We start from the raw sequence: 26,221 nt of genomic DNA on the forward strand, positions 1-26,221 counted from the left end.
CAAAAGCAATGTCTGATCAAAATAACGCAGCTCCCAAGAGCTTTTCGCACGAGAAGATCGAGACCAGCAATTTTCTGCTGATCGCGCTGACGCTGTTCGTGCTGACCATTGGCGGCCTGGTGGAAATCGTGCCGCTGTTCTTCCAGAAGTCCACGACCGAAGCCGTGGCGGGTCTCAAGCCCTACACGCCGTTGCAGCTGATGGGGCGCGACGTCTATCTGCGCGAGGGTTGCTACAACTGCCACTCGCAGATGATCCGTCCCTTCCGCGCCGAGACCATGCGCTACGGCCACTACTCGGTGGCTGGCGAGTTCGTGTACGACCACCCCTTCCAGTGGGGCTCCAAGCGTACCGGCCCCGACCTGCATCGCGTGGGCGGCAAGTACAGCGACGAATGGCATCGCATCCACCTGAACAACCCGCGTGACGTGGTGCCCGAGTCCAACATGCCTGCTTACCCCTGGCTGGAAGCCAACAAGGTGGATGACACGGCCGTGGCAACGCGCATGAGCGCGCTGCGCAAGGTGGGTGTGCCGTACACCGATGCGGAAATCGCCGGTGCTCAGGCCGAGGTCAAGGATAAGACAGAGATGGAGGCAGTGATTGCCTATCTGCAGGTCCTTGGTCGCGCCGTCAAGTAAGAGAGAAAGGGCTGGAAATGGATATCACCACCATGCGTATCGTGGCCACGCTGGCATCGCTGGCGTGTTTCGTGGGCATCTGGTGGTGGGCGTATGCCCGCCGCAACCAGGCCCGTTTTGACGAGGCAGCTCAGGTTCCATTCCTGGAAGACTGAGTCTGATCACCACAACGAGAACATCCCATGAGCGATTTCATTAACAATTTCTGGTCGGTGTATGTCGCGGCGATTACGCTGATCGGCATCTTTGGCTGCTTGCTGCTGCTGATTCTGGTGGCCCGCAAGAAGGTCGTTCCCTCGGGCGACAACACCACAGGCCATGTCTGGGACGAAGACCTGCGTGAACTCAACAACCCCATGCCCAAGTGGTGGATGGGTCTGTTCGTGATCACCGTGGTTTTCAGCTTGGGCTATCTTGTGGTCTACCCAGGTCTGGGCGGCTTCGGCGGCAAGCTGGACTGGAGCCAGACCGGCGCCTACGACAAGGAAATGGCCAAGGCCAAGGCAGACCTGGAGCCTCTGTATGCCAAGTTCACCAGCATGCCCACCGAAGAAATGGCCAAGGACCCTCAGGCCATGGCCATTGGCGAGCGTCTGTTCATGAACAACTGTGCGCAATGCCACGGCTCTGACGCTCGCGGCAGCAAGTCCTTCCCGAACCTGGCGGACGGTGACTGGTTGCATGGTGGATCTCCCGAGAAGATCAGGGAGACCATCACCAACGGCCGTATCGGCATGATGCCGCCCATGGCGGCAGCCGTGGGCTCGGCGGACGATGTGCGCAATGTGGCGCACTATGTGCTGAGCCTGTCGGGCAGCCCTCACGATGCCGTCAAGGCTTCGCAAGGCAAGTCCAAGTTCGTGGCCTGTGCGGCTTGTCACGGCATGGACGGCAAGGGTAACCCAGCGCTGGGAGCGCCTAACCTGACCGATGACATCTGGCTGCATGGCTGGGGTGAGGCGGCAATCGTCAACATCGTCAACAACGGCAAGCACAATGAGATGCCTGCCCAGAAAGAGAAGTTGACGGAGGCTCAAATTGCCGTGTTGGCTTCCTATGTCTGGAGTCTTTCGAATACGCAAAACCAGAAGTAATGCGTTTTTAAAAGGCGGTGCCCTGGCACCGCCTTTTTCGCGTTTCAATTTTCAGTAATTACAAAAATATTAAGGAACTGCGATGCCGTGCGATCAGGGGAAGCCCCGAAAAGTCATACCGATCACGCCTGAGCCCCATGAGGGCGGGCCTGAGTTGGTGCCTATGTTCGCTTCCGAGCAAAAAGTGTACTCACGCTCCATCAGTGGCGTGTTCTCACGGTGGCGCTGGGCCATGGTGTTTCTGACCCAGATCGTCTTCTACGGCCTGCCCTGGCTGCAGTGGGGCGAGCGCCAGATGGTGCTGTTCGATCTGGGGGCCCGGCGCTTCTATCTGTTCGGACTGGTGCTGTACCCGCAGGACTTCATCTATCTGACGGGGCTGCTGATCATCAGCGCGCTGGGGCTGTTCCTGTTTACCGCCGTGGCGGGGCGTCTGTGGTGTGGCTTCTCCTGTCCGCAGACGGTCTACACCGAGATCTTCGTGTGGATCGAAAGCAAGGTCGAGGGCGATCGCAGTGCCCGCATGCGTATCGACAAGAGCGGCTGGACTTTGGAGAAGATCTGGAAAAAGTCGCTCAAGCAGTTTCTCTGGATCGTTCTGTCTCTTTGGACAGGCTTCACCTTTGTCGGCTACTTCGTGCCCATCCGTGAATTGGGTTTGGAGTTGATGGCCTTCCAGGGCAGTTGGCAGATTTTCTGGGTGGCGTTCTATGGGTTCGCCACCTACGGCAACGCCGGCTATATGCGTGAGCAGGTCTGCAAGTACATGTGTCCCTATGCACGCTTTCAGAGTGCCATGTTCGACAAGGACACCATGATCGTCAGCTACGACGCCGAACGTGGTGAAGCTCGCGGCCCGCGCAAGAAAGACGTTGACTACAAGGCGCAGGGCCTGGGGGACTGCATAGATTGCAAGCTTTGCGTTCAGGTCTGTCCCGTGGGCATCGATATCCGCAAAGGGCTGCAGTACGAGTGCATCGGCTGCGGTCTGTGCATCGATGCCTGCAACTCCGTGATGGACAAGATGGAGTATCCGCGTGGCCTGATCCGATTGACCACTCAGAATGCCGTGGCGAAGGCGTGGAAGCAGGTGCAGATGATTCGCCGCATTTTCCGTCCGCGTGTGCTGATCTACTCAGCCGTGCTGGTGGCCCTCAGCGCTGCCATGATCGCCAGTCTGGTGCTGCGCGAGCCGCTCAAGGTCGACGTGATTCGCGATCGTGCTGCGCTTTCGCGCATCGTGGCGGGCGGCAAGCTGGAGAACGTCTACCGTCTGCAGATCATGAATGCCACCGAGTCCGAGCAGCGCTACCGTATCAGCGCCGTGGGCCTGGAGAATCTGGAAGTCGCATCCGAGCAGGAAGTGAGCGTTGGCCCTGCAGAGACACGCGGCATTGCAGTGCGGCTGCAGATTCCGTATGGCTCAGCAACTCCCGGCTCGCACCCCGTACACTTCAATGTGGACGCAGTGACTGCCGGAGCAGGGCGTATTTCCGAGAAGACGGTGTTCCTGGTGCCGCGTTAATGCCAGGTCTTGCCGGTTTTCGTGAGCCATCACGGAGGCCGGACAAGGGCACCGCCAATCGGCAACAATTTATGCCACCCTGCCATGTGTGCCTGGGTGGCCAGAATTTTGGAAAGAGGTTTCATCATGTCGGCAGCACAAGCCAAGGTCTCGCAAACGGCCAAGATCATCCACCCCGAGGACGGCAAGCCCTGGTGGAAGTTTGCCCATGTCTGGCTCATCATCGCCGGTCCGGTAATCGTGGTGATTGCCGGCTTTGCCACGGCATACATCGCACTGAGCAGGCCCGATCCCGTGATTGACCCTGACTACTACCGCCATGGCATGGAAATCAACCAGCGCCTGAGCGAAAGTGAAAAAAGCCTGGCCCCAGCAGTCACCGGCCGCAATCATGCGGCCACGCCAGCCAAGGACCATCCGCTGGATCGCTGAGCGCTCCGGAGCTTGCTCCTTGCTCCGCCAAGGTCGCTTTTGCGGCCTTTTTTGTTGCCGATATCAAAATCAGAGCGTGGTGCGCATGCTCCGTATAACGTTGATGTAGACGTAAATGGTTTTTTGATATTCAGATAGCGCAGGATGCTACTGAAAAGAGAGCAATTCAGGGTTTCCCGCCACGGTGCATGCCCGAAGTCCTGCATGAACGGTCACCACTGTTGTGCAAAATATGACCAAGCCCACAGCCCAAGGAGAATCAGGATGGATGCTCGACGCTGGATGTGGATTGTCTGGCCGGCCTTTCTGGCGGCGGCAATCATGGAGATGGTGGTTTTCGCCTTTGTGGATCCGCTGGATGTGCACTGGCTGGGTTCCCCCCTGGACTGGTCGCGCCAGGCCATCTATACGGTCGCTTTTTTTGCCTTCTGGGTCGTGACCCTGGTCGGAGGTGCGATGACGGTGATGCTGGGGCGCTCCGTCAGCGATCTCAATGGCGGCATCGTTTCGGAGCCTCTGCCCGAGTAACTCGCGCAGACAAAAAAGCCCGCTGTCCGCGGGCTTTGTCCTGAGAGTGTCTGCCGACTTGGTTCAGCTCTGACATTGCTGGCTGTTGACGATGCGTTTGAGCGCCTCGGTATCCAGGATGCGCAGGTGGCGCTGCTTGACTTCCACAATGCCTTCCTCTGCAAATTTGGAGAAAGTGCGGCTCACGGTCTCGAGCTTGAGGCCCAGGTAACTGCCGATTTCTTCGCGCGTCATGCGCAGCACCAGCTCCGACTTGGAAAAGCCGCGTGCCGACAGACGCTGAACCAGGTTCAGCACAAAGGCCGCCAGGCGCTCTTCGGCCCGCATGCTGCCCAGCAGCAGCATCACGCCATGCTCGCGCACGATTTCGCGGCTCATGACCTTGTGCACATGGTTCTGCAGGGCCGTGACCTCGCGCGAGAGCTGCTCCAGTTTGTCAAACGGCATGACGCAGACCTCGGCGTCTTCCAGAGCCACGGCATCACAAGTGTGGTGGTCGTTGACGATGCCGTCCAGACCAATGATTTCGCCAGCCATCTGAAAGCCTGTGACCTGATCGCGTCCGTCTTCGGTGGCCACGCTGGTCTTGAAGAAGCCGGTTCGAATGGCATACAGCGAGGTGAACTCTTCGCCATTGCGAAACAGCAGCCCGCCGCGCTTGACCTTGCGGCGCGTGGCCACAATCTCGTCAATGCGCTCCATTTGTTCATCGTCCAGGCCCATGGGCATGCACAGTTCACGCAGATTGCAGTTGGAGCAGGATGCTTTGATGGTCTGAAGATTCATGGGCTTTTAGCAACGGCGCAGACAGACACAGAGTGGAGAGTCGCGCTGGTCATTGACCTCGTGGTTGAAGATGAGATGGATCAAATTGTCGCAGCACTTGCCTTGAGGTCTCTTGATTTTCATCAAGGACAGGGTGATTGCCTTGGGGCACATTGCCTATATTCGTTCAAAAACATGCGCTTTTGCCTATTTTGGGCATGATTTTCAGGATCTGATTTCCATTGAAATATGCTCCATACAGAGTGTGGGCGCACCCTAACTCCCAGTTATGACCGCAGTCACACCTGAGTTGCTGAGCCGCTTCGATATCCCCGGCCCACGCTACACATCGTTCCCAACAGCCGACCGTTTTGTTGAGGCTTTTGGTGCAGACGACTACATACTGGCACTCAAGCAGCGCAAGACGCATTCTGGCTCGCGCGCTTTGCCCCTGTCCGTTTATGTGCATGTGCCGTTCTGTGAGTCGCTTTGCTATTACTGCGCCTGCAACAAGATCGTGACCAAGCATCATGAAAAGGCTGCCGAGTATCTGGACTACTTGAGCCGCGAGCTGGCCATGCATACCGAGCATTGCGGCAAAGGCCAGCTCGTAAGCCAGCTGCATCTGGGCGGAGGCACACCGACCTTCTTCAGCGATGCAGAGTTGCAGCAGCTGATGGTCTTGATGCGTGAGCATTTCAAGCTGGATCCCGCGGGCGAGTACTCCATCGAGGTCGATCCGCGCACCGTCAGCAACGAGCGGCTGAGAGCTCTCAAGGACATGGGGTTCAATCGACTGAGCTTTGGCGTGCAGGACTTTGATCCCGCGGTGCAGAAAGCGGTGCACCGCGAGCAGCCCGCCGAGCAAGTATTTGCGCTGGTGGCCGAGGCACGCCGCCTGGGCTTTGTCTCCATCAATGTGGATCTGATCTACGGCTTGCCCAGACAAACGCCCGAGTCTTTTGCGCGCACGCTGGCACAGGTCAATGAGCTGCGTCCCGATCGCATTGCACTGTATGCCTATGCGCATCTGCCCGAGCGCTTCAAGCCGCAAAGGCGTATCGAATCGGCAGACCTGCCCATGGGACAGGACAAGCTGAACATGCTCTCCGGCGCCATTGATGCATTCATGAATGGCGGCTATGTCTATGTAGGCATGGACCACTTTGCATTGCCTGACGACTCTCTGGCCATTGCCAAGCGCCAGGGGCGCCTGCATCGCAACTTTCAGGGCTACAGTACCCAGCCTGATTGCGACCTGATTGCACTGGGCGTATCGGCTATCGGCAAAGTGGGTGCGACCTACAGTCAGAACGTCAAGACTCTTGAAGAGTATTACGATGCCGTCGATGGCGGCATGTTGCCCGTGCAGCGCGGACTGGCGCTTTCGCGTGATGATCTGGTGCGCAGAGCCGTCATCATGTCCATCATGTGCCAGGGCTCTGTCCTGTATGAGCCCATGGAGCAGGCCTGGCTCATCAATTTCCGCGAGTACTTCGCTGCGGAGCTGGATGCGCTGGCAGAGATGCAGCGCAACGGCTTGGTCGAGCTGTCCGTCGAGGGCTTCAGGGTCACTGGCCTGGGCTGGTTTTTTGTGCGCGGAGTAGCCATGCTGTTTGACCGATATTTGCAGGCCGACCGGAACCGCGCCCGCTTTTCGCGCATCATCTAGCGCATGTTGTTTTCGCTGGTCTGGACTGCTTTGATCATGGGGCTCGTGGGTGGGCCCCATTGTCTTGTGATGTGCGCTGCTCCCTGCAGTGTGGTCACAGCAGCGAAGCCTGTCGGCGGCGGGCAGCCAGTTGTCGTGCTCGGCCTGCAAAAACGCCAATGGCTGCGTACCAGCCTGTTTCATCTGGGCCGCATCGCTGCCTATGCCCTGCTGGGAGGAATTGCGGCCGTGGCCATGGAAAGTCTGTCCTGGCTGACCAGTCAGACAACGGCATTGCAGAAACTGTGGACGCTGATGCATGTGGCGGTCATGGCCTGGGGACTGGCCATGGTGGTGCAGGCGCGGCAGCCAGCCTGGCTGGAGCGGGCGGGGCGTTCCGTCTGGGCCAGGGTTCAGCCCTGGGTCACCGCGCCGGGCGGCAGTCTGGCAGCAGGCTTTGCCTGGGCACTGATGCCTTGTGGTTTGCTGTATTCGGCGGTGTTGGTGGCGGCCTTGAGTGGCGGCGCCTGGCAAGGTGCTTTGTCAATGGCAGCCTTTGCCGTTGGTGGTGCACTGTGGCTGCTGGCGGGGCCTTGGCTGTGGCAACTGGGGCAGTCGCATGTCAATGCATTGCGGGCCAGGTGGGGCACCAGAGTTGCAGGTCTGATGCTGATTGGTGTTGCGAGTTGGGCTTTGTGGATGGACCTGGTCTACAAACCCAGCCTTTGGTGCCGATAAGTCACACAAGAGGGGGTTGTTGACGCTGTTTGCATCCCAACAGACCCTAGTCATGCTTGAGCAGTCATGGAACTGCGGAATAATGTCTTATCTTGTGTGTAGCGCTCAAAGTGAATCGTTTCGTTGCTATTGATATCGGACAACTGCGTATCGGCATGTATGTCCATCTGGAGACTGGCTGGTTGCGCCATCCGTTTCCCGTCAGCAGCTTCAAGATTGTCAATGACGAGCAGTTGCAGACACTCAGAACCCTGAAGCTCAAGGCAGTCCAGGTTGATCTATCGAGAAGCGATCTGGAATCAGCGGCTGCGCCTCCGGCGGCAGACCCTCAACTCGTTCCTCCCCCCCCCGAGAATGATGCGCATGCATGGCGCAACAGCATTTTGAGCGTGCAATCCAGGTTTCTGGGTGCGGTTTCCGTATTTGATGACGTGCAGGCCTTGTTGCCAGCCAACCCCGAGAAGGCGCGGACAACGACGGATATGCTGGTTGCGCAGCAAGTCGTCAAACTGGCGCAGGCTCGTGATCTGAGTTTGCATCTGCTCGCGGATACGGGGGGGGCCACCTTTGGCGTTCATGGTGTCAACGTCTCTGTACTGAGCCTGCTGCTGGGTAAGACGCTGGGCCTGTGCGATGACGTATTGAAGGATCTGGGCTCGGCAGCCCTGTTGCATGACATCGGCAAGCCGGGGCTTGAGATTTCTGCATCGGCCAATGCACTGAATCAAGGCACGGGCCGCACGCCTCTGCGAGAGACCGTGTATGCGCGGCATGTCGGAGAGTCGGTGGCATTGGCTCTATCCATGGGCTATCCTCCTTCCGTCACGACGGCCATTGCCCAGCATCATGAATGGGCCGATGGGTCAGGCTTTCCACTTGGCTTGCTGGCCGAAGATATGGACATTGCCGGACAGATCCTGGCGCTGGTCAATAATTTTGAGCGCTTGTGCAATCTGCCACTGCAAGGCAACGAAATGACGCCTCATGAAGCCATGGCTGCGCTGTACGGACAGTATCGCCAGCGATATGCGCCCGATGTGCTCAAGGCATTCGTGCAGACCTTGGGGGTCTATCCGCCGGGTTCTTTGGTGGAACTAAGCGATGGGCGGATGGGCGTAGTGGTGTCTGTCAACACCAGCCAGTCGCTCAAGCCGCAGGTGCTGACCTATGACATGCAGGCCCCGCAGAAGCTGCGGTTCGTGGATTTGCTTGAATATGTGGGTCTGGGTATTCGCCGAGGTTTGACGCGAAATCAGCTTTCTCGAAATGCGTTAGAAGCTTTACAGCCGCAAAGGCGTCTTTGCTACTTTTTTGACAGTTCTGCAGCACCTGCTGCCGAGAAAGACCTCGCGTGACTTTGCAGCAGAGTTTTCTGATTGACCCTCTGCTTGCCTCCATGCTCGATGGTTTGCAGGAGGCGGTCTGGCTGCTGGATGCGCAGACATTGCGTGTCGTGCATGCCAATGCAGCCAGTATGCAGCTCACAGGCTACACGCCCGAGCAGGCGCAGGAGCAGTACGTCGATGTGCTGTGCGCCTCCCTGGTGCAAAAAGCGTTCTGGCAGGATGCCTCAAACTGGGTGGGTGGGGCGAAATTTCTCACAGAAATTTGTACAGCCACTGGCTCATTGACAGCTGTGGAGATGGGGGTGAGCTCCATCGCCCTGAATCCACGCTGGTTGATGCTCACCATGCTCGACCGCAGCGAGCAGTTGCGGCACGAGAGCGAACTGGACATGCTGCTTGCAGAGTTGCGGGCGACACTTGAGTCCGCTGCAGATGGCATGCTGGTCTGTGATCTGCGCGGCGGCATTCGGGCATTCAATCACCGTTTCGCGGAGCTGTGGCAACTACCCGAACCCCTGCTCGTGCAGCGAGATGATGCGGCCGTCTTTGCCCATTTGGAGGCGCAGACCATCAGCAGCGAGAGCCAGTTCACTCTTTTACAGGATGCACAGGACCTGTCGGCTCCTGAAACCTCGGAGGTTCTGCAACTGCTCAGTGGCAGGGTTCTGGAGCGCCGCTCCGTGCCTCAGCTCAGTCGCGGTGTGGCGATAGGGCGTATCTACTCCTATCGAGACATCACGGTGGAATCCAGCTCGGCGACAGAACTGCGTCTGGCTGCAAGAGTGTTCGAGTCCAGCCTGGACGGTATCTTCATTGCCGATGCCGATGGTGTCATCGTTCAGGTCAACCCGGCTGGCGGGCAGTTGCTGCATGGCAAGGCGGTGCTTGGGCTCGCTGCCTGGACGCTGTTCGAGTCCGAGGGAGGGCCTGTGTCCGACCTGCTGGAACTGGCCGCCGCGCGCTGGGATGTGGGCAGCTTCTGGGAGGGCAATCTTTGGCTCAAGCAGAGTGAAGGTCAGCGCTGCGCGGTCTGGCTGTCCTGGGTGGCATTGCGTGACGGCTATGGGCGTCTGGTACAAAGCATTGGCTTTATGCGCGACATGACCATGCAGCGCAGTGCCCAAAAGCAGATTGAACAGCTAGCTTACAGTGATGCGTTGACAGGGCTGCCCAATCGCCTGAGTTTGAGCCGTCATGTGCAAGCCGCCATCACTGCTGCGCGCTTCACACAGCAGCCCTTCAGCATTCTGTTTCTGGACCTGGACCGTTTCAAGATCATCAACGATTCACTGGGCCATGACTTCGGCGACCGGGTGCTCAAGCTGGTTGCTCAGCGGCTGAGCGGCCTGCTGCGCCCTGCCGATGTGCTGTGTCGTCAGGGCGGGGACGAATTTGTTCTCTATCTGCACGATTGCACGGGGGAAGGGGCTTCGGCCGTGGCCGCCCGTATTCTGGACGAAATGCGCCAGCCCTTCATGCTTGACGGTCTGGGTTTTTCCGTTCAGTGCAGCATTGGGGCTGCGCAATTTCCAGCGGATGGTTTGACGCTGGACGAGCTGATTCGTCAGGCCGATATCGCCATGTATCGTGTCAAGGAGCGTGGACGCGGCAATTTCAGCTTCTACCAGCCGCAAATGAGTGCGGGGCTGCTCTCGCGCATGAAGCTGGAGCATGCCATGCGCCAGGCGCTGGACAAGGGGCATATGGCCGTGCACTTTCAGCCACAGGTACATATCCGTTCGGGTCGCATCGTGGCGGCAGAGGCTTTGCTTCGATGGACGGACCCCGAACTCGGGGTGATCTCTCCTGCTGCCTTCATTCCGCTGGCGGAGGAGTCCGGCTATGTGGTTGCGCTGGATGCCTGGGTGCTGGAGCAATCAGTGCAAGAGGCGGCGCGCTGGCTGGCTATGGGCATGCCCGTCAAGGTATCGGTGAATGTCTCCGCGCTGGAGTTCAGGCAGCCGGACTTTGTGGATCGCCTCAAATACGTGCTGGAAGCCAGCGGCTTGCCGGCACAGTGGCTGGAGCTGGAGCTGACCGAGAGCATTTTGCTGCAGGAGGCGCAGGAAATGGCTTTGCGCGTGCATCAGATCGCAGAACTGGGTGTGGGCCTGGTCATTGACGACTTCGGTACCGGCTATTCGAGCTTGGCTTATTTGAAAAAACTGCCGATCTCCAAGATCAAGATCGACCAGAGTTTTGTGCGCGGCCTGCCGCACGATGCGGGAGACAAGGCCATTGTGGGCGCCATCATCAGCATGGGGCAGGCACTGGGTGTGGAACTTGTGGCAGAAGGTGTGGAAACGCAGGAACAATGCCAGGCCATTGAGCAGTTACAGGGTGACTACTTTCAGGGCTATCTGTGCTCGCCAGCCTTGCCAGCGGAGCAATTCCGAAAGCGCTTGGAGCTGGGTGCATCCGAGCAGGAGCCGAGAGTTCAGCAGTATTCGTCGGATGACGATGCCAGTGGTATTCATATTGCAGGGCTGCAATAGTCGGAGGGCATGCTTTTTTTTGCTAGGTTTCCTATCGTCTGATTTGACGATGCGCAGTTTGTGAGGACTCAGCAAAATCAAGCCATTTCTTGGGCCGACTTCCGGGTGCGTGCATCAATGAAGAACGCGCGCAGAGTTGAGTAACTGTGCGGTATTTGATGGGCCGGATTTTTTGAGACAGCAAATGCCCAAAAGCGATTACGCAACTTTTGATTTCTACAACTATCGCCCGAATGCTCTTCAGGCCGTCACCGGCTTTCCCGTTCCGTATGCTGTGGAGCCTGAGGCAGCTTCTTCGCCGGAACAGGCCTCGGTCATCGGTACCGAAGCCCTGAGTCAACTGATTACTGCGCTGTACGAGTCAGCCATGGACCCTCAGAACTGGAGGGTATTTCTGGAGCTGTTGCGCTCAAGCGCCAATGGCAACTATGCCTCGCTCGTGGTGCGCGACCCTCATGGTGAGAATGTGGGCTGGGTGATTTCAGCAACGGGCGGTCGCTCCGAGGTCATTCCTTACGACCCTTATGCGCAATGGAGTCCGTTTCTCGGTATCGTCAAGGACAAGGTGCTCACCCTGTTGGATGTGATGACGGAGGCCGAATGGCATTCCTGTCGCTACTACACCGACTGGTGCAAGGGGGTGGACATCGAGCACATTCTGGCCGTGGATGTCATGACCGATAACGGCTGCTCCTATGGTTGGCGTATCACGCGGCCTGCGGCGGCGGGAGCATTCGAGTCAACACATCTGGACGTGGTGCGCATGTTGGTGCCGCACCTCAAGCGGGTGTTGAACATGCAACTGAATCTGCATCGTGACCGGCAGGTCATTTCGCTGTACGGGCGTGCCACTGCGCAGCTGATGATGGGCGTGGTCATTCTCGATCAGACGGGGAAAATGATCGAGGCCAACCCAGCAGCCACCACCATTCTGAACGTGGGCGATGGAATACGGGTCAACAACGGTGCGCTCGAGGCCGTCTATGCCAATGACAATCGCCGGCTGCAGCGTCTGATCCGTGATGCCTTGCTTTCTCCCAAGCTGGAGAGCATCTCCATGACCGAGGGCATGTCCATCACTCGCCAGTCCGGTCAACTCAACTGGGGCGTGGTGGTGCAAAGCATCTCTCCCGATGAATGGACCGAAGGCAAGCAACGTCCCAGCGTAGCGGTTTTTCTGCGTGATACGACGGGCAAGGCAGAGCCACCCGTCAAGCTCACGCAGCAGCTTTTCCATCTGACTCCTGCAGAGACGGCAGTGGCCACGCATCTGAGCAACGGCATGTCTTTGGAGGAGGCGGCCGAGGCTCTGGGTATCAAACCCAATACTGCCCGCGCCCATTTGCGCTCCATCTTCTCCAAGACAGGGGTTCGTCGTCAGACCGAACTGGTGCGACTCTTTCTCAACAGCGTGGCCTGGTTGGGCAATCATTGATTCCAGCCCGGAAAACAGGCAAAAAAGGCCCGCATGCGGGCTGTTTCTTGTGTCTGGTTGGAAGCGGTTGCCAGCGTGGGGCTTGCATTTGTCATCGCCTCGTGGCTGCTGGAGTCGCAGTCATGACGCGTGAAGTCGTCATTCACTGGCTGGGTCCTGCCTTAGAGGTCGGCACTTTCACGGCGGAGACGCTGCCTGCAAGGTTGAAACCAGCTTCGGCTCCTCGAATGAGAAAAGCACGCGACGGGCTGAGGTGTTTGTGGGCAGTGGCTGTAGGGTGGTGCTCGTCCCTGGTCTTCTTGAAAGCTGGAGGAGATGGACGAATGGCAGCTGCGGCAGCGCTTACCAGATTGAGTGTTGAGTACAGGACTCCAGAAAGTAAAAGCAACATAGTGGAGAGCTATGGGTAAACTATTGCTGATTAATTCAGTGAGGCATGTATGGATCGAATGGATGCCAGTGCAACGTATGAAATGAGCCCGCGCAGGGTTGTGTTTGAGTACAGGACCAACGGTGAGGCTCGATCAGCAGCTATCAGTGGCGATGCGCTTGAGCGCCTGACGAGAGCCAAGGAACTTGCTGGAGCGGGGCAGAACTTGGCGGCATACAGAGCCCATTGGCAAGCAATTCATGGGCTGGCGGCGACAAAGCACGATCAAGGTCAGGGGCCTGTCGTCATTCGCGTCGGTGATATTCAAGCTCGATAGAGTGATGTGGGTTCTGTGCCAGGCTCTCTGTGCTCATGAAGGAGTCAGGTGGCAATCTTTCTTGCTTCCTGAATCTGGACGTCAGGCCATTCGGCCTTGGTGGCCCGCTCCGTACCTTACGAAGCGGCTGTAAAGGCTATGGGGCTTGCTTAGTGGTGCAGTGCGCATGGCGCTCCGGCGCTCCAGGAAACAAAAAGCTCGCACGATGGCGAGCCTGTTTGTTGATTGAAGTGGTTTGTCAGAGCCCACTCATGCGGCTCACGGTTGGAGTGTAGTTAATTCATGTTGGGCGTCGTGGCGTTGGCAGATGGCCGCCGTCGACGTAGATGTTTTGACCAGTGATCCATTCGCCTTGGTCACTGCACAGGAATGCGACCAAGTGGGCGATATCTTCGCCGGTACCTGCGCGACCCAGAGAGATGTAGCTGGCGATCATGTCGTCCCACACTTTGCCGCGAGGCACATCATCCAGGCGACTTGTTTCCACGATGCCTGGAGCCACGACATTCACGCGAATCTTCTTGGGGCCAAGCTCTCGCGCCATGATGGTGGTCAGGCCATTGATGGCCACCTTGGTGGTGGCGTAGGCGCCAGTGTCGGGTGCCAGCAGCTGCGCGGCCAGCGATGAAATATTGACGATGGCGCCGCCTTCTCCCTGTGCCTCCATTTGTTTTGCGAACGCACGAGACATATAGAAGGTTCCATTCAGGTTGACATTCATCACCCGATGCCATGTATCGATGGATAGCTCTGTCACCGGGATGCGGTCGTCGCCGCGGGTTGCGCCCGCGTTGTTGATCAGAAAATCCACACGACCCCATTCTGCAATCGTGCATGCAAGCAATGCATCGATGGACTCTGGATTGCTGACATCGGAGACCATAGGCAGGGCGCGGCGCCCGAGCTGACGGATTTCATCTGCCACCGATTCGATATCGCGCCAATGCGCCTCGCGCTCATCTTCCGGATAAGTGTCGGGGGCGCGGCCCGTGCCCGTCAGGACAACATCACAACCGGCTTGCGCCAATGCCAGTGCAATGGGGCGACCGATGCTGCGCATCCGGCCTGCACCGGTGACCACGGCCACTTTGCCTTCAAAACCAGTCAACGTATACGACATGCCACTTCCTTACGATAGGGACCCGGAACATTCAGACGAATCAAGATTCTTCGGTCTGGCTTGATGCTCCTGCTCTCCAGTTTGCGCATCAAGGACGATGCAGCCGTTGAAGATCGAGCAACTCATCGGCCAAATTCTTGAAGTGGCGAAGTTGAGGAAAATCGTCTGATGGGACTAGGGACACGCGCCCATTGAAGGGTTCCTGCTGGCTTGTCAGTCAGAGATCTTCTGGGGTGCGCTGAGTGCAAGTGGAAGAGGTCGGTACGCCTTTTTGCGTTGGAGCAGTGGCAACTAAGAGGCGGGGGGGCTGACCGCCAGCCTTGGCTGAGACATCGCGCTCCAGAAAGAAAAACCCGCACGGCGCGGGTTTGTATCAGGGCAGAATCATTTGCTGAGAAATGATCAGATGCCTTGAAATTTAAACGGCTCGGATGCCTTGAATTGGCCAGTGGCATCCCCTGAATAAGTGTGATTCTGGTCCGGTCCCAGATCGATCTTCATGACCTTGCCTTTTTCCTTGCTGAAGTCCAGTGCCTTCAGGTCCACCCAGAATGTGTTGGGTGTCAGTGCCGACTCAAAGAAATACAGCTTGCGCTCGTGATCAAACACGGTGCGCCAGCGTGTAGAGGAAATATTGGGTTCCTCCGGAGTATTCAGGCCATAAGGAACAGAGGCATTGCGAATCACACTGAACACGCTGGCGAGTGCCTTGTTCGGGCTTTGATCCTTGGGTATTGCGTTCACGTAGAACGAAGCGCGGGCGAAGCGGTCTGCTGCACGGTTGGTGCCAGGCAGCATTGTGGTGCCCCCAATCTGTTTCCAGTATGCATTGAGCGCCAGTTGCTGGTCGAAGGTTGGCGAGTTTGTCATGACCTGGTATTGGCGACCATGATGAATGACTTGCTTGCCTGCGATGTATTCCACGATCGCGCTATCGCCGCTGGCGTCGGAGATTGAAAGGTGTACGGTTGTCAGCCGGTTTTCACCAGGCATGGTGTCGGATACGAGGGTGAATGGTTCCTGAATTAGCGCGGCTACTGCCTGCTGCACTGTCGCAAAGTTGTCCAGTACATATTGAGCCCAGGCGGCAATCGACAGGCCTGGCTTGCTATTGGTGCCAAATGCAGGATATTGCGACTCGACGAGCCATAGAAGGTTGGCATTCAGACCGGCTTCGTTGACTCCGTCGGTAGTGGAAATGTCATAGCCTGAAGTGATGACGCTACCGTACTTGGACGTCCAGCGCACAGTATTGGGGCCGGTTTCGCCAGTGCGCTGCATGCCTCGCGGCAGGACCCATAGGTTGCTGACGATGTCGCTCTTCCAGTCCATGGATCGTGCAGTGATCACTTGGCCGTTGGCTCCGTGAAATACCAGCCTTGTGCATGCCCAGGAGCTGGACATGGCTGCTAGACCTGAAACTCCAAGCAGCAAGGCTGCCACACGAGGGCGGATACACGGCATATTCATCTTCATTGAGCCTCCACGGTTAAAAAATGTGAATGGTGCCAAGCATGCCACATGCATTGGTAGTGAGATGTTGATTGAGCTCCAGCGACGTAGATGTCAGGCCATAAACATTCAAGCGGCATCAGTACCTGCTCTTGCAATAGGCCCGGTAAGGCAATGGCGATTCACGAACGTCAGGCGCGAGGGCTTGTCCCTGGCAATGGCACCTCCTATTTCAAGGAAAGCTGCGATCGTGCAGGCTCTCGGCGTCCATACCCGCATCAAGAAGCGCAAAGTGCTTGATGGCGGTGGGCAGTGGGCGGGAATGACCATTCACAAGGCAGTGATCTGACGGCTGACGGCTCAGGGTCTTGGTTAGCGGTAGATTTGAACTAGGCGAGAACTACGCGATTGCGTCCAGCGGCCTTGCCTCGATACATAGCAGCATCAGCGCGCGAGATGAGGGCTTCTGCGGTTTCTCCCTGTCGATACTGAGTCACACCCAACGTACACGTCACTTGCAGATCTTTGTGCACTAACTGTGTCCACGGGAGTGCTTCTGTGCTTTCGCGAATTCTTTCGAGCAGCACTCCTGCCTGGGTCAGTTGGGTATCACAGAGCACCAGAAGAAATTCTTCTCCGCCGTAACGACCAGCGCAATCGGTTGCACGAATCTGCGAAGACAGAAGTTGTCCAAAGGCTCGAAGCACTTGATCTCCTCCTTCATGACCGTAACGGTCATTGACCTGTTTGAAGAAGTCAATGTCAAGCAATGCGATGCAAAACGGGGCGTCTCTGCGTTGAGCCGCATGAATACATTGTTGCAGTCGATCCATGACCCCTCGGCGGTTTGCCAGTCCCGTCAAGTCATCGTTGCGCACCAAGTTTTCAATCTGCTTCAGCGCGATGGCCAGTTTTTCATTACTCGCACTGAGTCGATATTGCATGCCGCGAAAGTAGGTGACCAGCACGCTGCATCGGACGACTGCTCCGAGCATGACACCGACAGTGAGGGACTGTCCGATGAGGGTGTCGGTGGTCATGCGCATCTGTGGCCCTACCCAGTAGACAGCCAGCGCAACTGCAATGAGCGTGCAACTCCAGGTCATCCAGAAACTGGTCCGCCGCGGCGCAAGAAAGCCGTCGGTACTGAAGACCAGAAGCATAACCAGTGCCTGGAACGCAACCGGAGGAGCTGCGACAAGCAAGCCCAGCACCCCTGTAACCGAGACCAGTTGGTGCCAGAAGAACAAGCCAGGGTCACTCCGTGTCTGGCTCCAACCACTGGCGTAGGCCCAGGTGATGAAGGCCATCCCTGCACCTATCCAGAGCCCATACAGCAGCACTGCATGCAACGGCACGTAGCCTGCCCAGCAGTGGCCGAGGAATAGCATGAAGGCATATAGATGGCTCAATAGGACCGAAGCGTGCAACTGCCATGTGCGCTTGCGCCAGCGTTCGAAATGCTGAGTTTCATTGGCAAGAGGCGATGAAGACTTAGGGCCCCACAAAGGTGGTCCGCGTGTTTTTTCAGGGGAGTGAGCCATTGCCGGTTAATGGTCGCTAAAGTGCGGTTGGTTGTTACAAATAACAGTTTGCCCGAATTCTGGCCCCGGAAAATTACGGTGAGTGACCTGGCAAAGCTTGGCTCGAACTTGATAGCTATCGGTGCATACGGCAAGGTGACCCAGAGTCATTGGAAGGCTATGTCGGTAGAAGCGTTTCCTGGCGCCTTTAACTCGACATGCCGACCTACGGCACTGCGGTAAATGATCATGCTCTTGAACATTGCGCTCCAGAAACAAAAAAGCCCGCTTGAACCGGGACGGTGCACGAATTGGGTAGGCAAACAGGAAGTTCAACAAGAACTTACATGCGGTGCGCGCGGCAAGACTAGCCTGCAATGCTCCACGTTCTTAAGGAGTTGCTATGAAAGCGCTACTTTTAATCGCGGCACTTGCCAGCCTGCTGGCAGGATGCTCAATGATGCCGGGACGTAGTTCCGGGTCTATGCCTGCCGAGAGTTCCAGCCAGACGATGGGCGGCATGAATACGAGCGGCGACCGGGATCGCTGGATGCATGACGACAATGGACGTCCTTGGACCGGAGGTGATGGTGCCTTCTATGGGGCTCAGAACATGTAGGTGAATAGCAGGGTCAAGGTTTTGCTTCGAGGCACTGCACGGTCCTTTCGTCCAGCCGCTCGGCATACGTGCCTGGGCACACGAATTCGTCGCGCAGTGCCTTCACTGGAACAAAGGGCTCATCAGCCTGCCAGAAAGAGCCGATCAGCCTCGTCATCAGGTAGACAGCCAGGTTTTATGGCTTCAAAGCTTCAAAAAACAGAGCGCATCAATACTGACTGTTGTATGAATTAGGTAAGCAAAGTAGCCGTTCAACAAGAACTTACAGCGGGCACACGCCTCAGGAATAGCCTTGAAGACTCCTTCTTCTCAAGGAGTTGTCATGAAAGCGCTACTTTTAATTGCGGCAGTCGCCAGTACGCTGGCGGGTTGCTCGATGATGCCGGGGCGTGATGCCGGACACATGCCAGCGCAAGGTGCCCAGCAGACGATGGGAAGCAGTGATATGCGCTATGAATGGGGGCGTGGAGCGTATCAAGGTCCAGGCAGCATGCCGCTGTGGGCAGGCGGGGATGACACTTCTGGAGGCCTTGGCTGGCGCCGTGATTAGCAGCAAGAACCTCATTTTGTGCGAATGCCGCTATTTCCTGCCTGGCACTCCAAGGATCTTCCTTTAGACGCTGCACGGTCTTGTCGCCCAGCCACTCCAGGAGGTTCCGATCGCCTAGTATTGACTGGGTAAGTCCAGCATCCTTCAACCAAAGGCATTTCCCATTCATCGACCGCAATCATCGCGCGTGTGGCGTTGGCATCGATTTCAACTGGGATTGTCGAAGGAGTTGACGTGGTTGGCCTGCATCAGTTATTCATGCGGAACTTTGATGAGCTGGGCTAGTCGTTGTTGTGGGACTTCAGGTGCTGCAAGAAGTTGGGTAGATGCGCTTGTGGCCGATTTTGATCGGCGGCCCGTCGGGCAGGCGAGAGTGTCTCGGAGCAGGCAGCTGCGGCTGCGGCATGGAGTCTGGTCGGAAACGACCAGAAGCGGCTGCTTAAGCTCAAGGAGCTTAAGGTCCACTCTTTAGGTGGTCGGCGGCCAGCATTTGCCTCAACGCCTCCATGGAGGCTGACTCCTGCTGTGGCAACCAGACCAGATGCGTGGTCACTTCTGCATAGTGTCTGGGCAGGGGAAGCACTTGCAACTGTGGTTCAGCATGTACGGCCCTCAAGATGGAGCGCGGCATGATGCCAACGCCCGTACCGGCTGCAATGCAGGCCACGATGGCGTGGTAGGACGCCATCTCCAGAATGCGGTGAGGGGCAGTTCCGATACTGGCAAACCATTCCTCCAGGATTCGACGGTACGAACAGCCTGCTGGGAATGCAATCACTGTGCAGCGTGACAACTGTTCCAAATCCAGCACACCGGTAGCCGAGCGTGCGGCGATGAGCACCAGTTCCTCATCGAATGCTTTCTGGGTCGCCAGTCCCGGTGTCGTAAAGGGCTCAGAAATCAGCGCTGCATCCACTTCATAACGCTGAACCATGTCCAGCAACCGTGATGTGGATCCGGTAACCAGTTCGATGAACACATCCGGGTAGCGCTCATGAAATCTGGATAGAAACGGAGGCAGTCGCGCCGCTGCCGCGCTCTCCAGTGTGCCCAGTCGTAGCGTACCCTGCGGCGCTCGAAGCAGCATTGCGGACTCGGCCTCTGACGACAGTCGCAATATCCGTTCGGCGTAGCCGCGCAGTACCTCGCCTTCGGCCGAGAGCTTGAGCCGGTTGCCATGCCGCAAAAAGAGTTGCACGCCCAGACGCTCCTCCAGATTGCGGATGCGCGTGGTGACATTGGACTGCACGCGGTTCATCTGCCTGGCAGCCTGGGTGACACTACCGGTATCGACAACAGACCTGAAGAACGCCAGCGATTCCAGATCGATCTTTCTCATTTAAAGATTTGCTCATCATTGGAATTCAGTATTCATGATGGATTTGTTTCACTAAAGTGTGAGGTCTTGCCACCTTCCTACATTTCTCGTGGACTCTCCATCTTTGCTGCTGATCCAGGCGGGCACGCCGCCCGAGGACATCCGAGTCATCGCAGGCGATCTTCCCCAGTGGTTTCTGGCAGCCGTCGGCTGCAGGCCCGAAACCATGGACATTGTGAAGGTGTATGAAGGAGAGCCTATGCCCGAGCCCGGACAGCATCGTGCGGCGATCATCACGGGCTCGTGGTCCATGGTGACCGATCAGCATCCCTGGAGTGAAGCGACCGCCATATGGATACGGCAGGCTGTGACACAGGGGATGCCTCTCATGGGCGTTTGCTATGGGCATCAGCTTATGGCTCATGCACTGGGAGGAGCAGTGGATTACCACCCTGACGGCAGAGAGATGGGGAGTCTGGAGATCGAACAACTGGCGGTTGCAGAGCCGGACGCCTGGCTTGCCGGATGCCCACCTCGCTTCCAGGCCCACCTCACACATCTTCAGACCATCCTGCGCCTGCCCAATGGAGCCAGGGCACTGGCTCGCTCAACTCACGATCCCCATCAGGTAGTCCGATACAGCCCTACCGCAGTGTCCGTGCAGTTTCATCCAGAGTTCACATCTGAAATCATGGCAGCCTGCATCAATGCAAGAGCGCAAGTGCTGCGCGCGGAAGGTCTGGATCCAGCGGCCATGCTGCAAGGCGTTAGTCCGACACCAACGCCGTTGATGCTGCTAAAGCGCTTCATCGAAACCCATGTTGACACCGTTTCAGCAGGCAATTCAGCCGCCTCGCTGAATGTCGCCATGGACAACCACCCGGAATTACCTCAAGGAACGGCGAAATGAGGAAACTCGGCCTCATTGGTGGCATCGGCCCGGAGTCCACCGTGGCCTATTACCGAAAGATCATTCACGGCGTTCAGGCACAGACTGGCAAGGAGAATCTGCCTCGCCTGTCCATCGAAAGCCTCAACGCTTTCAAGGTGTTCAGCCTTTGTCGTGAGCGCGAGTTCGCGCAGCTTGCCGACTATGTGCTCGGCGCAATTCACAGCCTGGCCGCCGGTGGTGCGGACATGGTGGGGTTGACTGGCAATACGCCCAACATCGTTCTGGACCGCATACTCCCGCTGTCGCCGGTTCCCATAGTGAGTGCCATTGATGCCACCTGCAACGCGGCAAAGGAGCGAGGCGCACGAAGAGTCGGTTTGCTGGGTACCGTGTTCACCATGACAAATACATTCTTCAAGACACCTTTTGAAGATCGGGGCATACAAGTTATCGTGCCCAGTGAGCATCAGATTGCGCAAATCCAGGCCAAGATCGAGGCCGAACTGGAGCACGGCCTTGTCAAAGAGAACACTCGCCAGGAGTTCGTTGCCATCATTCAGGATTTGCAGCAACGTGAAGGTATCGACCATGTAGCACTCGCCTGCACTGAACTGCCGCTGATCCTTAGTGACCGCAACAGCCCTGTTCCCTGCCTCGATACCGTCGAAATCCACGTAGAGGCATTGATTCGTGCGGTGCTTTCGAGCTGAGCCTACTTCAGGCCCAGCTACCAAGGCTATTGCGGTCTTCTCGATCGAACAGCGACAGACTCAATCGGCCCAGCCGTTCAGACACCGGTTCGGCGTCTGTAATGCCACCTTGTACACTGCATCTCACTTCAAGGTGATCTCAAGCTTGGTCAAGTTGCCAGCCAACTTGTACAAGTCGCTACTGGTGTCCACGAGGCGCTGCTGAAGTTGGCTGCATTGATCATTGGCGCACGCCTCATGGATCGGGGGCGCTCTTACAGTTGGACCGTGCCTTGCATGCAGGTGACTGTGTGGCCTCCAATCCACAGTTGTTGCTGTGCATCCTTCTGCACGGACACTCGGCCGTTGCGGCCCACGCGGATCCCTTGGCTTGCCACGTAGGGCGCCTGCATATGCTTCTGGGCGATTAGCCACTGAGCCAGGCTGCCATTCAGACTGCCGGTAACCGGGTCTTCCACACCGGTGGTGGAAAAGGCGCGCACTTCCAACTGTGCCTGTGTCTCCTGGCAGGCGCCGCCGATCAGTGGCATCGCATTGGCGGCCTGATACAGAGCCGCCACTCCCACCTTGTGGCCCATGGCCTTGATGCGTGCCAAGTCGGGCTCCAGGCCGAGAACGCTGTCCGTGTTGTCCAGCAACAGGCATAGCCACCGTGCTCCATTGTCCAGGTAGGCGGCATCCTGTACCTGGGCTGCGTCTATGCCCAGAGCCTCGTAGATCAGGTGCAAGTGGTCAGGCAGGGGCAGGGCCTGGTGGGGCGGAGTGGCGAAGGCCAGGCCGTGGATCGAGCGCTGGATGGGGATCAGACCCTTGGCGCACTCTTGCACGATGCGCTCTGGATGGTTGGGGACCCCGCCCTGGGCGAGCCAAGCGTGGCAGGTGCCCAGTGTCGGGTAGCCGGCAAACGGCATTTCGGCGGCCGGGGTGAAGATGCGAACCCGATAGTCGGCTCCCTGGGCACGGCCCGTGTCCGTCGGGGGTAGGACAAAGGTGGTCTCGGACAGGTTGGTCCAGCGCGCAAAGTTTTGCATCTGTGCATCGTCAAGGCCGCGCCCATCAAGCACTACAGTTACGGGGTTACCGCGGTAGGGCACGATCGTGAAGACATCCACGGTCATGAAAGGGCGGGGCTGAAGGGGGATGGCGGTGCTCATGGCGGAGGGATGTTGATGGACAGCGGCAAACAAGAAAGCGCACCGCTTGCGAGACGCTGCGGGTGGGGCAGGGTATGCCTGCGGCGAGGGTGGCGCTGAATCATGTCATACGCTTGCCGGCGATTTCACTTCGGAACGACTGCTTTGTGTTGAACAGCGACAGCCCCAAGCGGTGGCGGATTCAACCAGTCGATGCAACACACTGACTACCGCTTAGGCGGCAGTAGTGTTGCAAATGAAGCAGGTTTCAGGATTGATAGTTGGGATGACCGCTTATCGAAACACGTCAATCGCCTCCACGAGATTTTTCACCTGCCATTGCATGCTGCAGAAGGCTTGCGTGCCCCGGGGAACCAGTCACACGGCTGACGAGCTTTAAGCTTGATGCTCTCATCCCGCACTATTTGCAGCATCCGAAATTCTGCGGAGGCTCGGCAGCACCTACAACGGCTGCTTTATCTTTGGAGCCAGTCACTCGACGGTGCAACTAGGCGCGTACTGAATCGAACTACCGCTTCTGTGCTCAGCGACAGGGTGATGATTACCCAGAGCAGACAGCTATAGCATCTGAATTCAGCCGCGCCGCGAAGCGGCGTGGCTTTGTATCCCTAGGGTCTGTACGCATTGACGTGATCAACCTGCTTGTGGAGGCGGTTGAGCATATCGATCAGCAACTCCACTTCTTCGGGAGTCAGTGTTTGCAGAAGACGACGCTCTCTTTCTTTTGCCACATCGAAGATCTGATCATGCAAATGTTGGCCCTCTGCGGTGAGACTGAGGGTGTATCGCCTCGCATCTACCGCATCGACTTGCGCCTGCACATAGCCTGCGTTTTGCAGCACTTGAACAGATTTGCTCACCGCACTCTTGTCCAATCCGACTACCTGGCAAATCCGCTGCGCAGGAATATGGTTTTCCACCGCCAGCATGGACAAGACACGCCACTCGACGATGCCCACATCGAAGTTCTCTCGATAGACCTGCGATGCCCCGGAAGACAGCTTGTTCGCGATGAAAGCCAGCAAGGCTGGCGCGTAGCGCTCAAGGTCAAGTTTCTTTTTTTTCTTCATGCACTGTAGGCCCAACTTAGGGTAAATATTGGTTGATATCTCAACCGATTTTCATACACTGACGTATCTCTGATTGCACTATAGCTGCGTTTTATTGGTTGATATCTCAACTAAATTTGCGAAACCAATCAGTCAACTGTGAACAGGATCATGAACATGAGCCATCAATCGATCAAACGCTAAGCCTTGCTCCGCGAGTCCAGCTGCCCGGTAGCGGCAACTTGGAACAGGCAACCCAATTACAGCCAAAGTCCATGACGCTCTGTGTCAGGGAGAGGCGTTGGCTTTTTCAATAGAGAGTCCCTCATGCTAGAGCTTGTTGTTCAACGAAGAGTGCAGGAGGCTGAGGACATCATCAGCCTTGACTTCATCTCTGCGCAAGGAATGGTTCTTCCTGCATTTGAACCTGGAGCCCACATTGATGTTCATTTGCCGAATGGTCTAGTCCGGCAATATTCCTTGTGCCATCCAAGCGAATCCCGATCTTCAGCCAAGTACACGATCGCAGTTCAGCGCGAGAAAGAGTCACGCGGTGGCTCGATTTCCGTGCATGAGCAGCTCACGGTTGGATCTAGGGTTCATGCCAGCGAACCCAGAAATCTGTTTGAACTGGCACCTGCAGCGAGAAAGCATCTGCTTCTAGCTGGAGGTATCGGGATTACGCCGCTGATCTGCATGGCGCAAGCACTCGCCCTGCGGCAACATGACTTTGAGCTTCACTACTTCTGTCGATCTCAGGCCCGCGCGGCCTTTGGTGAACTGCTGAGATCGGAATTCTTGGCGCAGTCGGTGCATTTGCACCTGGATGGCAATGCCGACGTCCATCTTGCAGAACTATTAAAAAGACCAGATCCCGACACTCACATCTACGTGTGTGGCCCAGGTGGCTTTATGGACTGTGTGCTTGCTACTGCCTCGGAGCGTGATTGGCCATCAGGCAATGTTCACAAGGAGTTCTTTGCCGCTGACTCATCGCCGCAGGAAGGCGATCAGCTGTTCGAAGTGCAGATCGCCAGCACAGGACGCCGATACGAGATACCTGTCGGTGCATCGGTATTCGAAGTGCTTGATCAAGCTGGCCTGGATATCCCCGTGTCTTGTGAGCAAGGCATATGCGGAACCTGCGTGACTCAGGTACTCGATGGCATTCCCGATCACCGCGACCAGTATCTGACGGATGCAGAGAAGGCCACGAACAAGTGCTTCACGCCTTGCTGCTCCCGAGCGCACAGCAAGCTGCTGGTGCTCGATCTTTGATTTCAGCTTCCCCACAACGATTTTCCAAGGAGACCACGATGACTACCATTTCGATTCATCCCGTTCGAGAGAGCTCTGCGCCGGAAAGGAGCAAATTTCCTCTCAATCAGTGGTATGTCGCAGCACATGCATCAGAACTGGCAGACAAGCCGGTCGGGCGTAAGTTGCTGGGAGAAGCTGTGGTGCTTTTTCGCCTGGGCGACGGCACGGTGGCGGCACTGGAAGACCGTTGCTGCCATCGTGCCTTGCCTCTGTCCTCTGGAACGGTGGAGAGTTGCGGATTGCGCTGCGGCTACCACGGTCTGCTCTACAACCCTGAGGGGAAGTGCATAGAGATCCCCGGCCAAGACAAAATTCCCTCCAAAGCCAAAGTTTCGGCCTATCACGTGCAAGAGCGGGACGGCCTCGTTTGGATCTGGTTCGGAAAGGCAGAGAATCCTGAGCCCCTGTGCGACGCACCGTCGTATCCGGTCCACAGCTCGCCAGAGTATGTCTATGGAGGTGATGTTTACCACTACAACGCACCGTACCAGCTCATTCACGACAACCTGTTGGATCTCAGTCACCTCGGTTATGTGCATCTGCACACCATCGGGGGCAATGCCAAGCTGCATATGAATGCAGAAATGAAGGTCGAAAGCGAAGGAGACTTTGTAAGAGTGGTGCGGTATATGCCCGACTCGGTACCGCCTCCGACTTACTCCGCAGCTTTCCCTTTCAGAGGGAATGTGGACCGTTGGCAAGAGATCGAATTTCGCGTATCCCATCTGCTGATCTGGACAGGTGCTGTCGATCAGGGAACCGACGCAATGGATGATCCGCAAAGAGGCGGGTTTCACATGCGTGGCTTTCACGGGGTCACGCCAGAGAGCGAGACGACCTGTCACTACTTTTGGACCATGGCGACCAATCCGACCAAGGACGTGGAGGAGGTCAAACGCAAGGTACTGGAGCAAACTGAACTCACTTTTGACGAGGACAAGGTCGTGATTGAAGCGCAGTATCAGAACATGGTTCGCTTCGGCCCCAAGTCCATGATTGATATCCATGTCGACGTGGGAGCGAATCGCGCTCGACGGATTATTGAAAGGCTTATGGCCTAACTGCCAACGCGAAAGGCATGGGCTGCTCTGGCCCAACCCTCTCAAGCGTACCCCTGCATCAACGGTAATCAGCCGGTATCCATCCCGCGTCTGATC

Annotated in this window: 23 protein-coding genes; 16 read left to right on the forward strand and 7 right to left on the reverse strand. The window is 57.1% G+C overall.

Translation table 11 applies throughout. The features are described 5' to 3' along the window. The first annotated feature begins 8 nt into the window (after positions 1-8). The 6 genes from ccoO to CTR2_RS09870 all read left to right on the forward strand — a co-directional run bounded on the left by ccoO (position 9) and on the right by CTR2_RS09870 (position 4,220). On the forward strand, positions 9-641 hold the full coding sequence (ccoO, locus tag CTR2_RS09845; RefSeq protein WP_003063130.1) for a cytochrome-c oxidase, cbb3-type subunit II: 633 nt from the start codon (positions 9-11) through the stop codon (positions 639-641). Positions 642-658: 17 nt separating this feature from the next. Continuing rightward, positions 659-796: a cbb3-type cytochrome oxidase subunit 3 gene (locus CTR2_RS09850; protein WP_003063128.1), complete on the forward strand. Its 138-nt coding sequence runs from the start codon at positions 659-661 to the stop codon at positions 794-796. Positions 797-823: 27 nt separating this feature from the next. After that, positions 824-1,735 (forward strand): cytochrome-c oxidase, cbb3-type subunit III, encoded by a 912-nt coding sequence (gene ccoP, locus CTR2_RS09855; protein ID WP_087084237.1) that lies wholly within the window; start codon positions 824-826, stop codon positions 1,733-1,735. A gap of 82 nt (positions 1,736-1,817) precedes the next feature. After that, entirely contained in the window at positions 1,818-3,260 is a 1,443-nt protein-coding gene (gene ccoG, locus CTR2_RS09860) for a cytochrome c oxidase accessory protein CcoG (RefSeq protein ID WP_087084236.1), read from the forward strand. A 126-nt stretch (positions 3,261-3,386) separates the two neighbouring features. Next, positions 3,387-3,692 (forward strand): FixH family protein, encoded by a 306-nt coding sequence (locus tag CTR2_RS09865; RefSeq protein ID WP_087084235.1) that lies wholly within the window; start codon positions 3,387-3,389, stop codon positions 3,690-3,692. Between the two features lie 264 nt (positions 3,693-3,956). Further along, on the forward strand, positions 3,957-4,220 hold the full coding sequence (locus tag CTR2_RS09870) for a hypothetical protein (RefSeq protein ID WP_087084234.1): 264 nt from the start codon (positions 3,957-3,959) through the stop codon (positions 4,218-4,220). 63 nt (positions 4,221-4,283) lie between these two features. Here CTR2_RS09870 and fnr read toward each other — a convergent pair whose 3' ends face one another. Next, positions 4,284-5,006 carry a fumarate/nitrate reduction transcriptional regulator Fnr gene (gene fnr, locus CTR2_RS09875; RefSeq protein WP_034369963.1) on the reverse strand — a complete coding sequence of 241 codons (723 nt, stop codon included), beginning with the start codon at positions 5,004-5,006 and terminating at the stop codon, positions 4,284-4,286. A gap of 268 nt (positions 5,007-5,274) precedes the next feature. Between fnr and hemN the strand changes: the two genes are divergently transcribed. The 5 genes from hemN to CTR2_RS09900 all read left to right on the forward strand — a co-directional run bounded on the left by hemN (position 5,275) and on the right by CTR2_RS09900 (position 12,650). Next, positions 5,275-6,657: an oxygen-independent coproporphyrinogen III oxidase gene (gene hemN / locus CTR2_RS09880; protein ID WP_087084233.1), complete on the forward strand. Its 1,383-nt coding sequence runs from the start codon at positions 5,275-5,277 to the stop codon at positions 6,655-6,657. Between the two features lie 3 nt (positions 6,658-6,660). Then, complete coding sequence (locus CTR2_RS09885) at positions 6,661-7,374, forward strand: sulfite exporter TauE/SafE family protein (RefSeq protein ID WP_087084232.1); 714 nt, start codon at positions 6,661-6,663, stop codon at positions 7,372-7,374. Positions 7,375-7,484: 110 nt separating this feature from the next. Then, entirely contained in the window at positions 7,485-8,729 is a 1,245-nt protein-coding gene (locus CTR2_RS09890) for an HD-GYP domain-containing protein (RefSeq protein WP_254913396.1), read from the forward strand. Then, complete coding sequence (locus tag CTR2_RS09895) at positions 8,726-11,215, forward strand: sensor domain-containing protein (protein ID WP_087084230.1); 2,490 nt, start codon at positions 8,726-8,728, stop codon at positions 11,213-11,215. The genes CTR2_RS09890 and CTR2_RS09895 overlap by 4 nt, the downstream gene beginning before the upstream one ends. A 184-nt stretch (positions 11,216-11,399) precedes the next feature. Next, complete coding sequence (locus CTR2_RS09900; protein ID WP_087084229.1) at positions 11,400-12,650, forward strand: helix-turn-helix transcriptional regulator; 1,251 nt, start codon at positions 11,400-11,402, stop codon at positions 12,648-12,650. Between the two features lie 987 nt (positions 12,651-13,637). Here the strand turns inward: CTR2_RS09900 and CTR2_RS09905 are convergent. After that, complete coding sequence (locus tag CTR2_RS09905) at positions 13,638-14,477, reverse strand: SDR family NAD(P)-dependent oxidoreductase (protein ID WP_087084228.1); 840 nt, start codon at positions 14,475-14,477, stop codon at positions 13,638-13,640. Between the two features lie 402 nt (positions 14,478-14,879). Continuing rightward, on the reverse strand, positions 14,880-15,953 hold the full coding sequence (locus CTR2_RS09910) for a linear amide C-N hydrolase (protein WP_087084227.1): 1,074 nt from the start codon (positions 15,951-15,953) through the stop codon (positions 14,880-14,882). Here CTR2_RS09910 and CTR2_RS09915 point away from each other — a divergent pair. Beyond that, entirely contained in the window at positions 15,880-16,278 is a 399-nt protein-coding gene (locus CTR2_RS09915) for a hypothetical protein (protein ID WP_176391558.1), read from the forward strand. The two genes, CTR2_RS09910 and CTR2_RS09915, sit on opposite strands and share 74 nt — an antisense overlap. 40 nt (positions 16,279-16,318) lie before the next feature. Here CTR2_RS09915 and CTR2_RS09920 read toward each other — a convergent pair whose 3' ends face one another. Together CTR2_RS09920 and CTR2_RS09925 are read right to left on the reverse strand one after the other, a co-directional pair. Further along, positions 16,319-17,473, reverse strand: a complete 1,155-nt coding sequence (locus CTR2_RS09920) for a GGDEF domain-containing protein (protein ID WP_254913395.1) — start codon at positions 17,471-17,473, stop codon at positions 16,319-16,321. A gap of 1,602 nt (positions 17,474-19,075) precedes the next feature. Continuing rightward, the gene (locus CTR2_RS09925) at positions 19,076-19,960 is read right to left on the reverse strand and encodes a LysR family transcriptional regulator (RefSeq protein ID WP_087084223.1); all 885 of its coding nucleotides are present in this window, start codon (positions 19,958-19,960) and stop codon (positions 19,076-19,078) included. Positions 19,961-20,063: 103 nt separating this feature from the next. Here CTR2_RS09925 and CTR2_RS09930 point away from each other — a divergent pair, with 103 nt between their 5' ends. Beyond that, entirely contained in the window at positions 20,064-20,849 is a 786-nt protein-coding gene (locus CTR2_RS09930) for a glutamine amidotransferase (RefSeq protein ID WP_087084222.1), read from the forward strand. Continuing rightward, on the forward strand, positions 20,846-21,541 hold the full coding sequence (locus CTR2_RS09935) for an aspartate/glutamate racemase family protein (RefSeq protein WP_087084221.1): 696 nt from the start codon (positions 20,846-20,848) through the stop codon (positions 21,539-21,541). Before CTR2_RS09930 ends, CTR2_RS09935 begins: the two co-directional genes overlap by 4 nt. A gap of 254 nt (positions 21,542-21,795) precedes the next feature. Here the strand turns inward: CTR2_RS09935 and CTR2_RS09940 are convergent, their stop codons facing one another. After that, complete coding sequence (locus CTR2_RS09940) at positions 21,796-22,695, reverse strand: PhzF family phenazine biosynthesis protein (RefSeq protein ID WP_087084220.1); 900 nt, start codon at positions 22,693-22,695, stop codon at positions 21,796-21,798. Between the two features lie 608 nt (positions 22,696-23,303). Further along, positions 23,304-23,765 (reverse strand): MarR family winged helix-turn-helix transcriptional regulator, encoded by a 462-nt coding sequence (locus CTR2_RS09945; RefSeq protein ID WP_087084661.1) that lies wholly within the window; start codon positions 23,763-23,765, stop codon positions 23,304-23,306. Positions 23,766-24,071: 306 nt separating this feature from the next. On the opposite strand from CTR2_RS09945, the gene CTR2_RS09950 reads away from it, so the two are divergent. Both CTR2_RS09950 and CTR2_RS09955 read left to right on the forward strand, forming a co-directional pair. Then, the gene (locus CTR2_RS09950; protein WP_087084219.1) at positions 24,072-25,022 is read left to right on the forward strand and encodes a PDR/VanB family oxidoreductase; all 951 of its coding nucleotides are present in this window, start codon (positions 24,072-24,074) and stop codon (positions 25,020-25,022) included. A gap of 38 nt (positions 25,023-25,060) precedes the next feature. Next, positions 25,061-26,125, forward strand: a complete 1,065-nt coding sequence (locus CTR2_RS09955) for an aromatic ring-hydroxylating dioxygenase subunit alpha (protein WP_087084218.1) — start codon at positions 25,061-25,063, stop codon at positions 26,123-26,125. Positions 26,126-26,221: the final 96 nt, after the last annotated feature.

This window comes from Comamonas thiooxydans, from assembly GCF_002157685.2.
Lineage (GTDB): Bacteria > Pseudomonadota > Gammaproteobacteria > Burkholderiales > Burkholderiaceae_C > Comamonas > Comamonas testosteroni_H.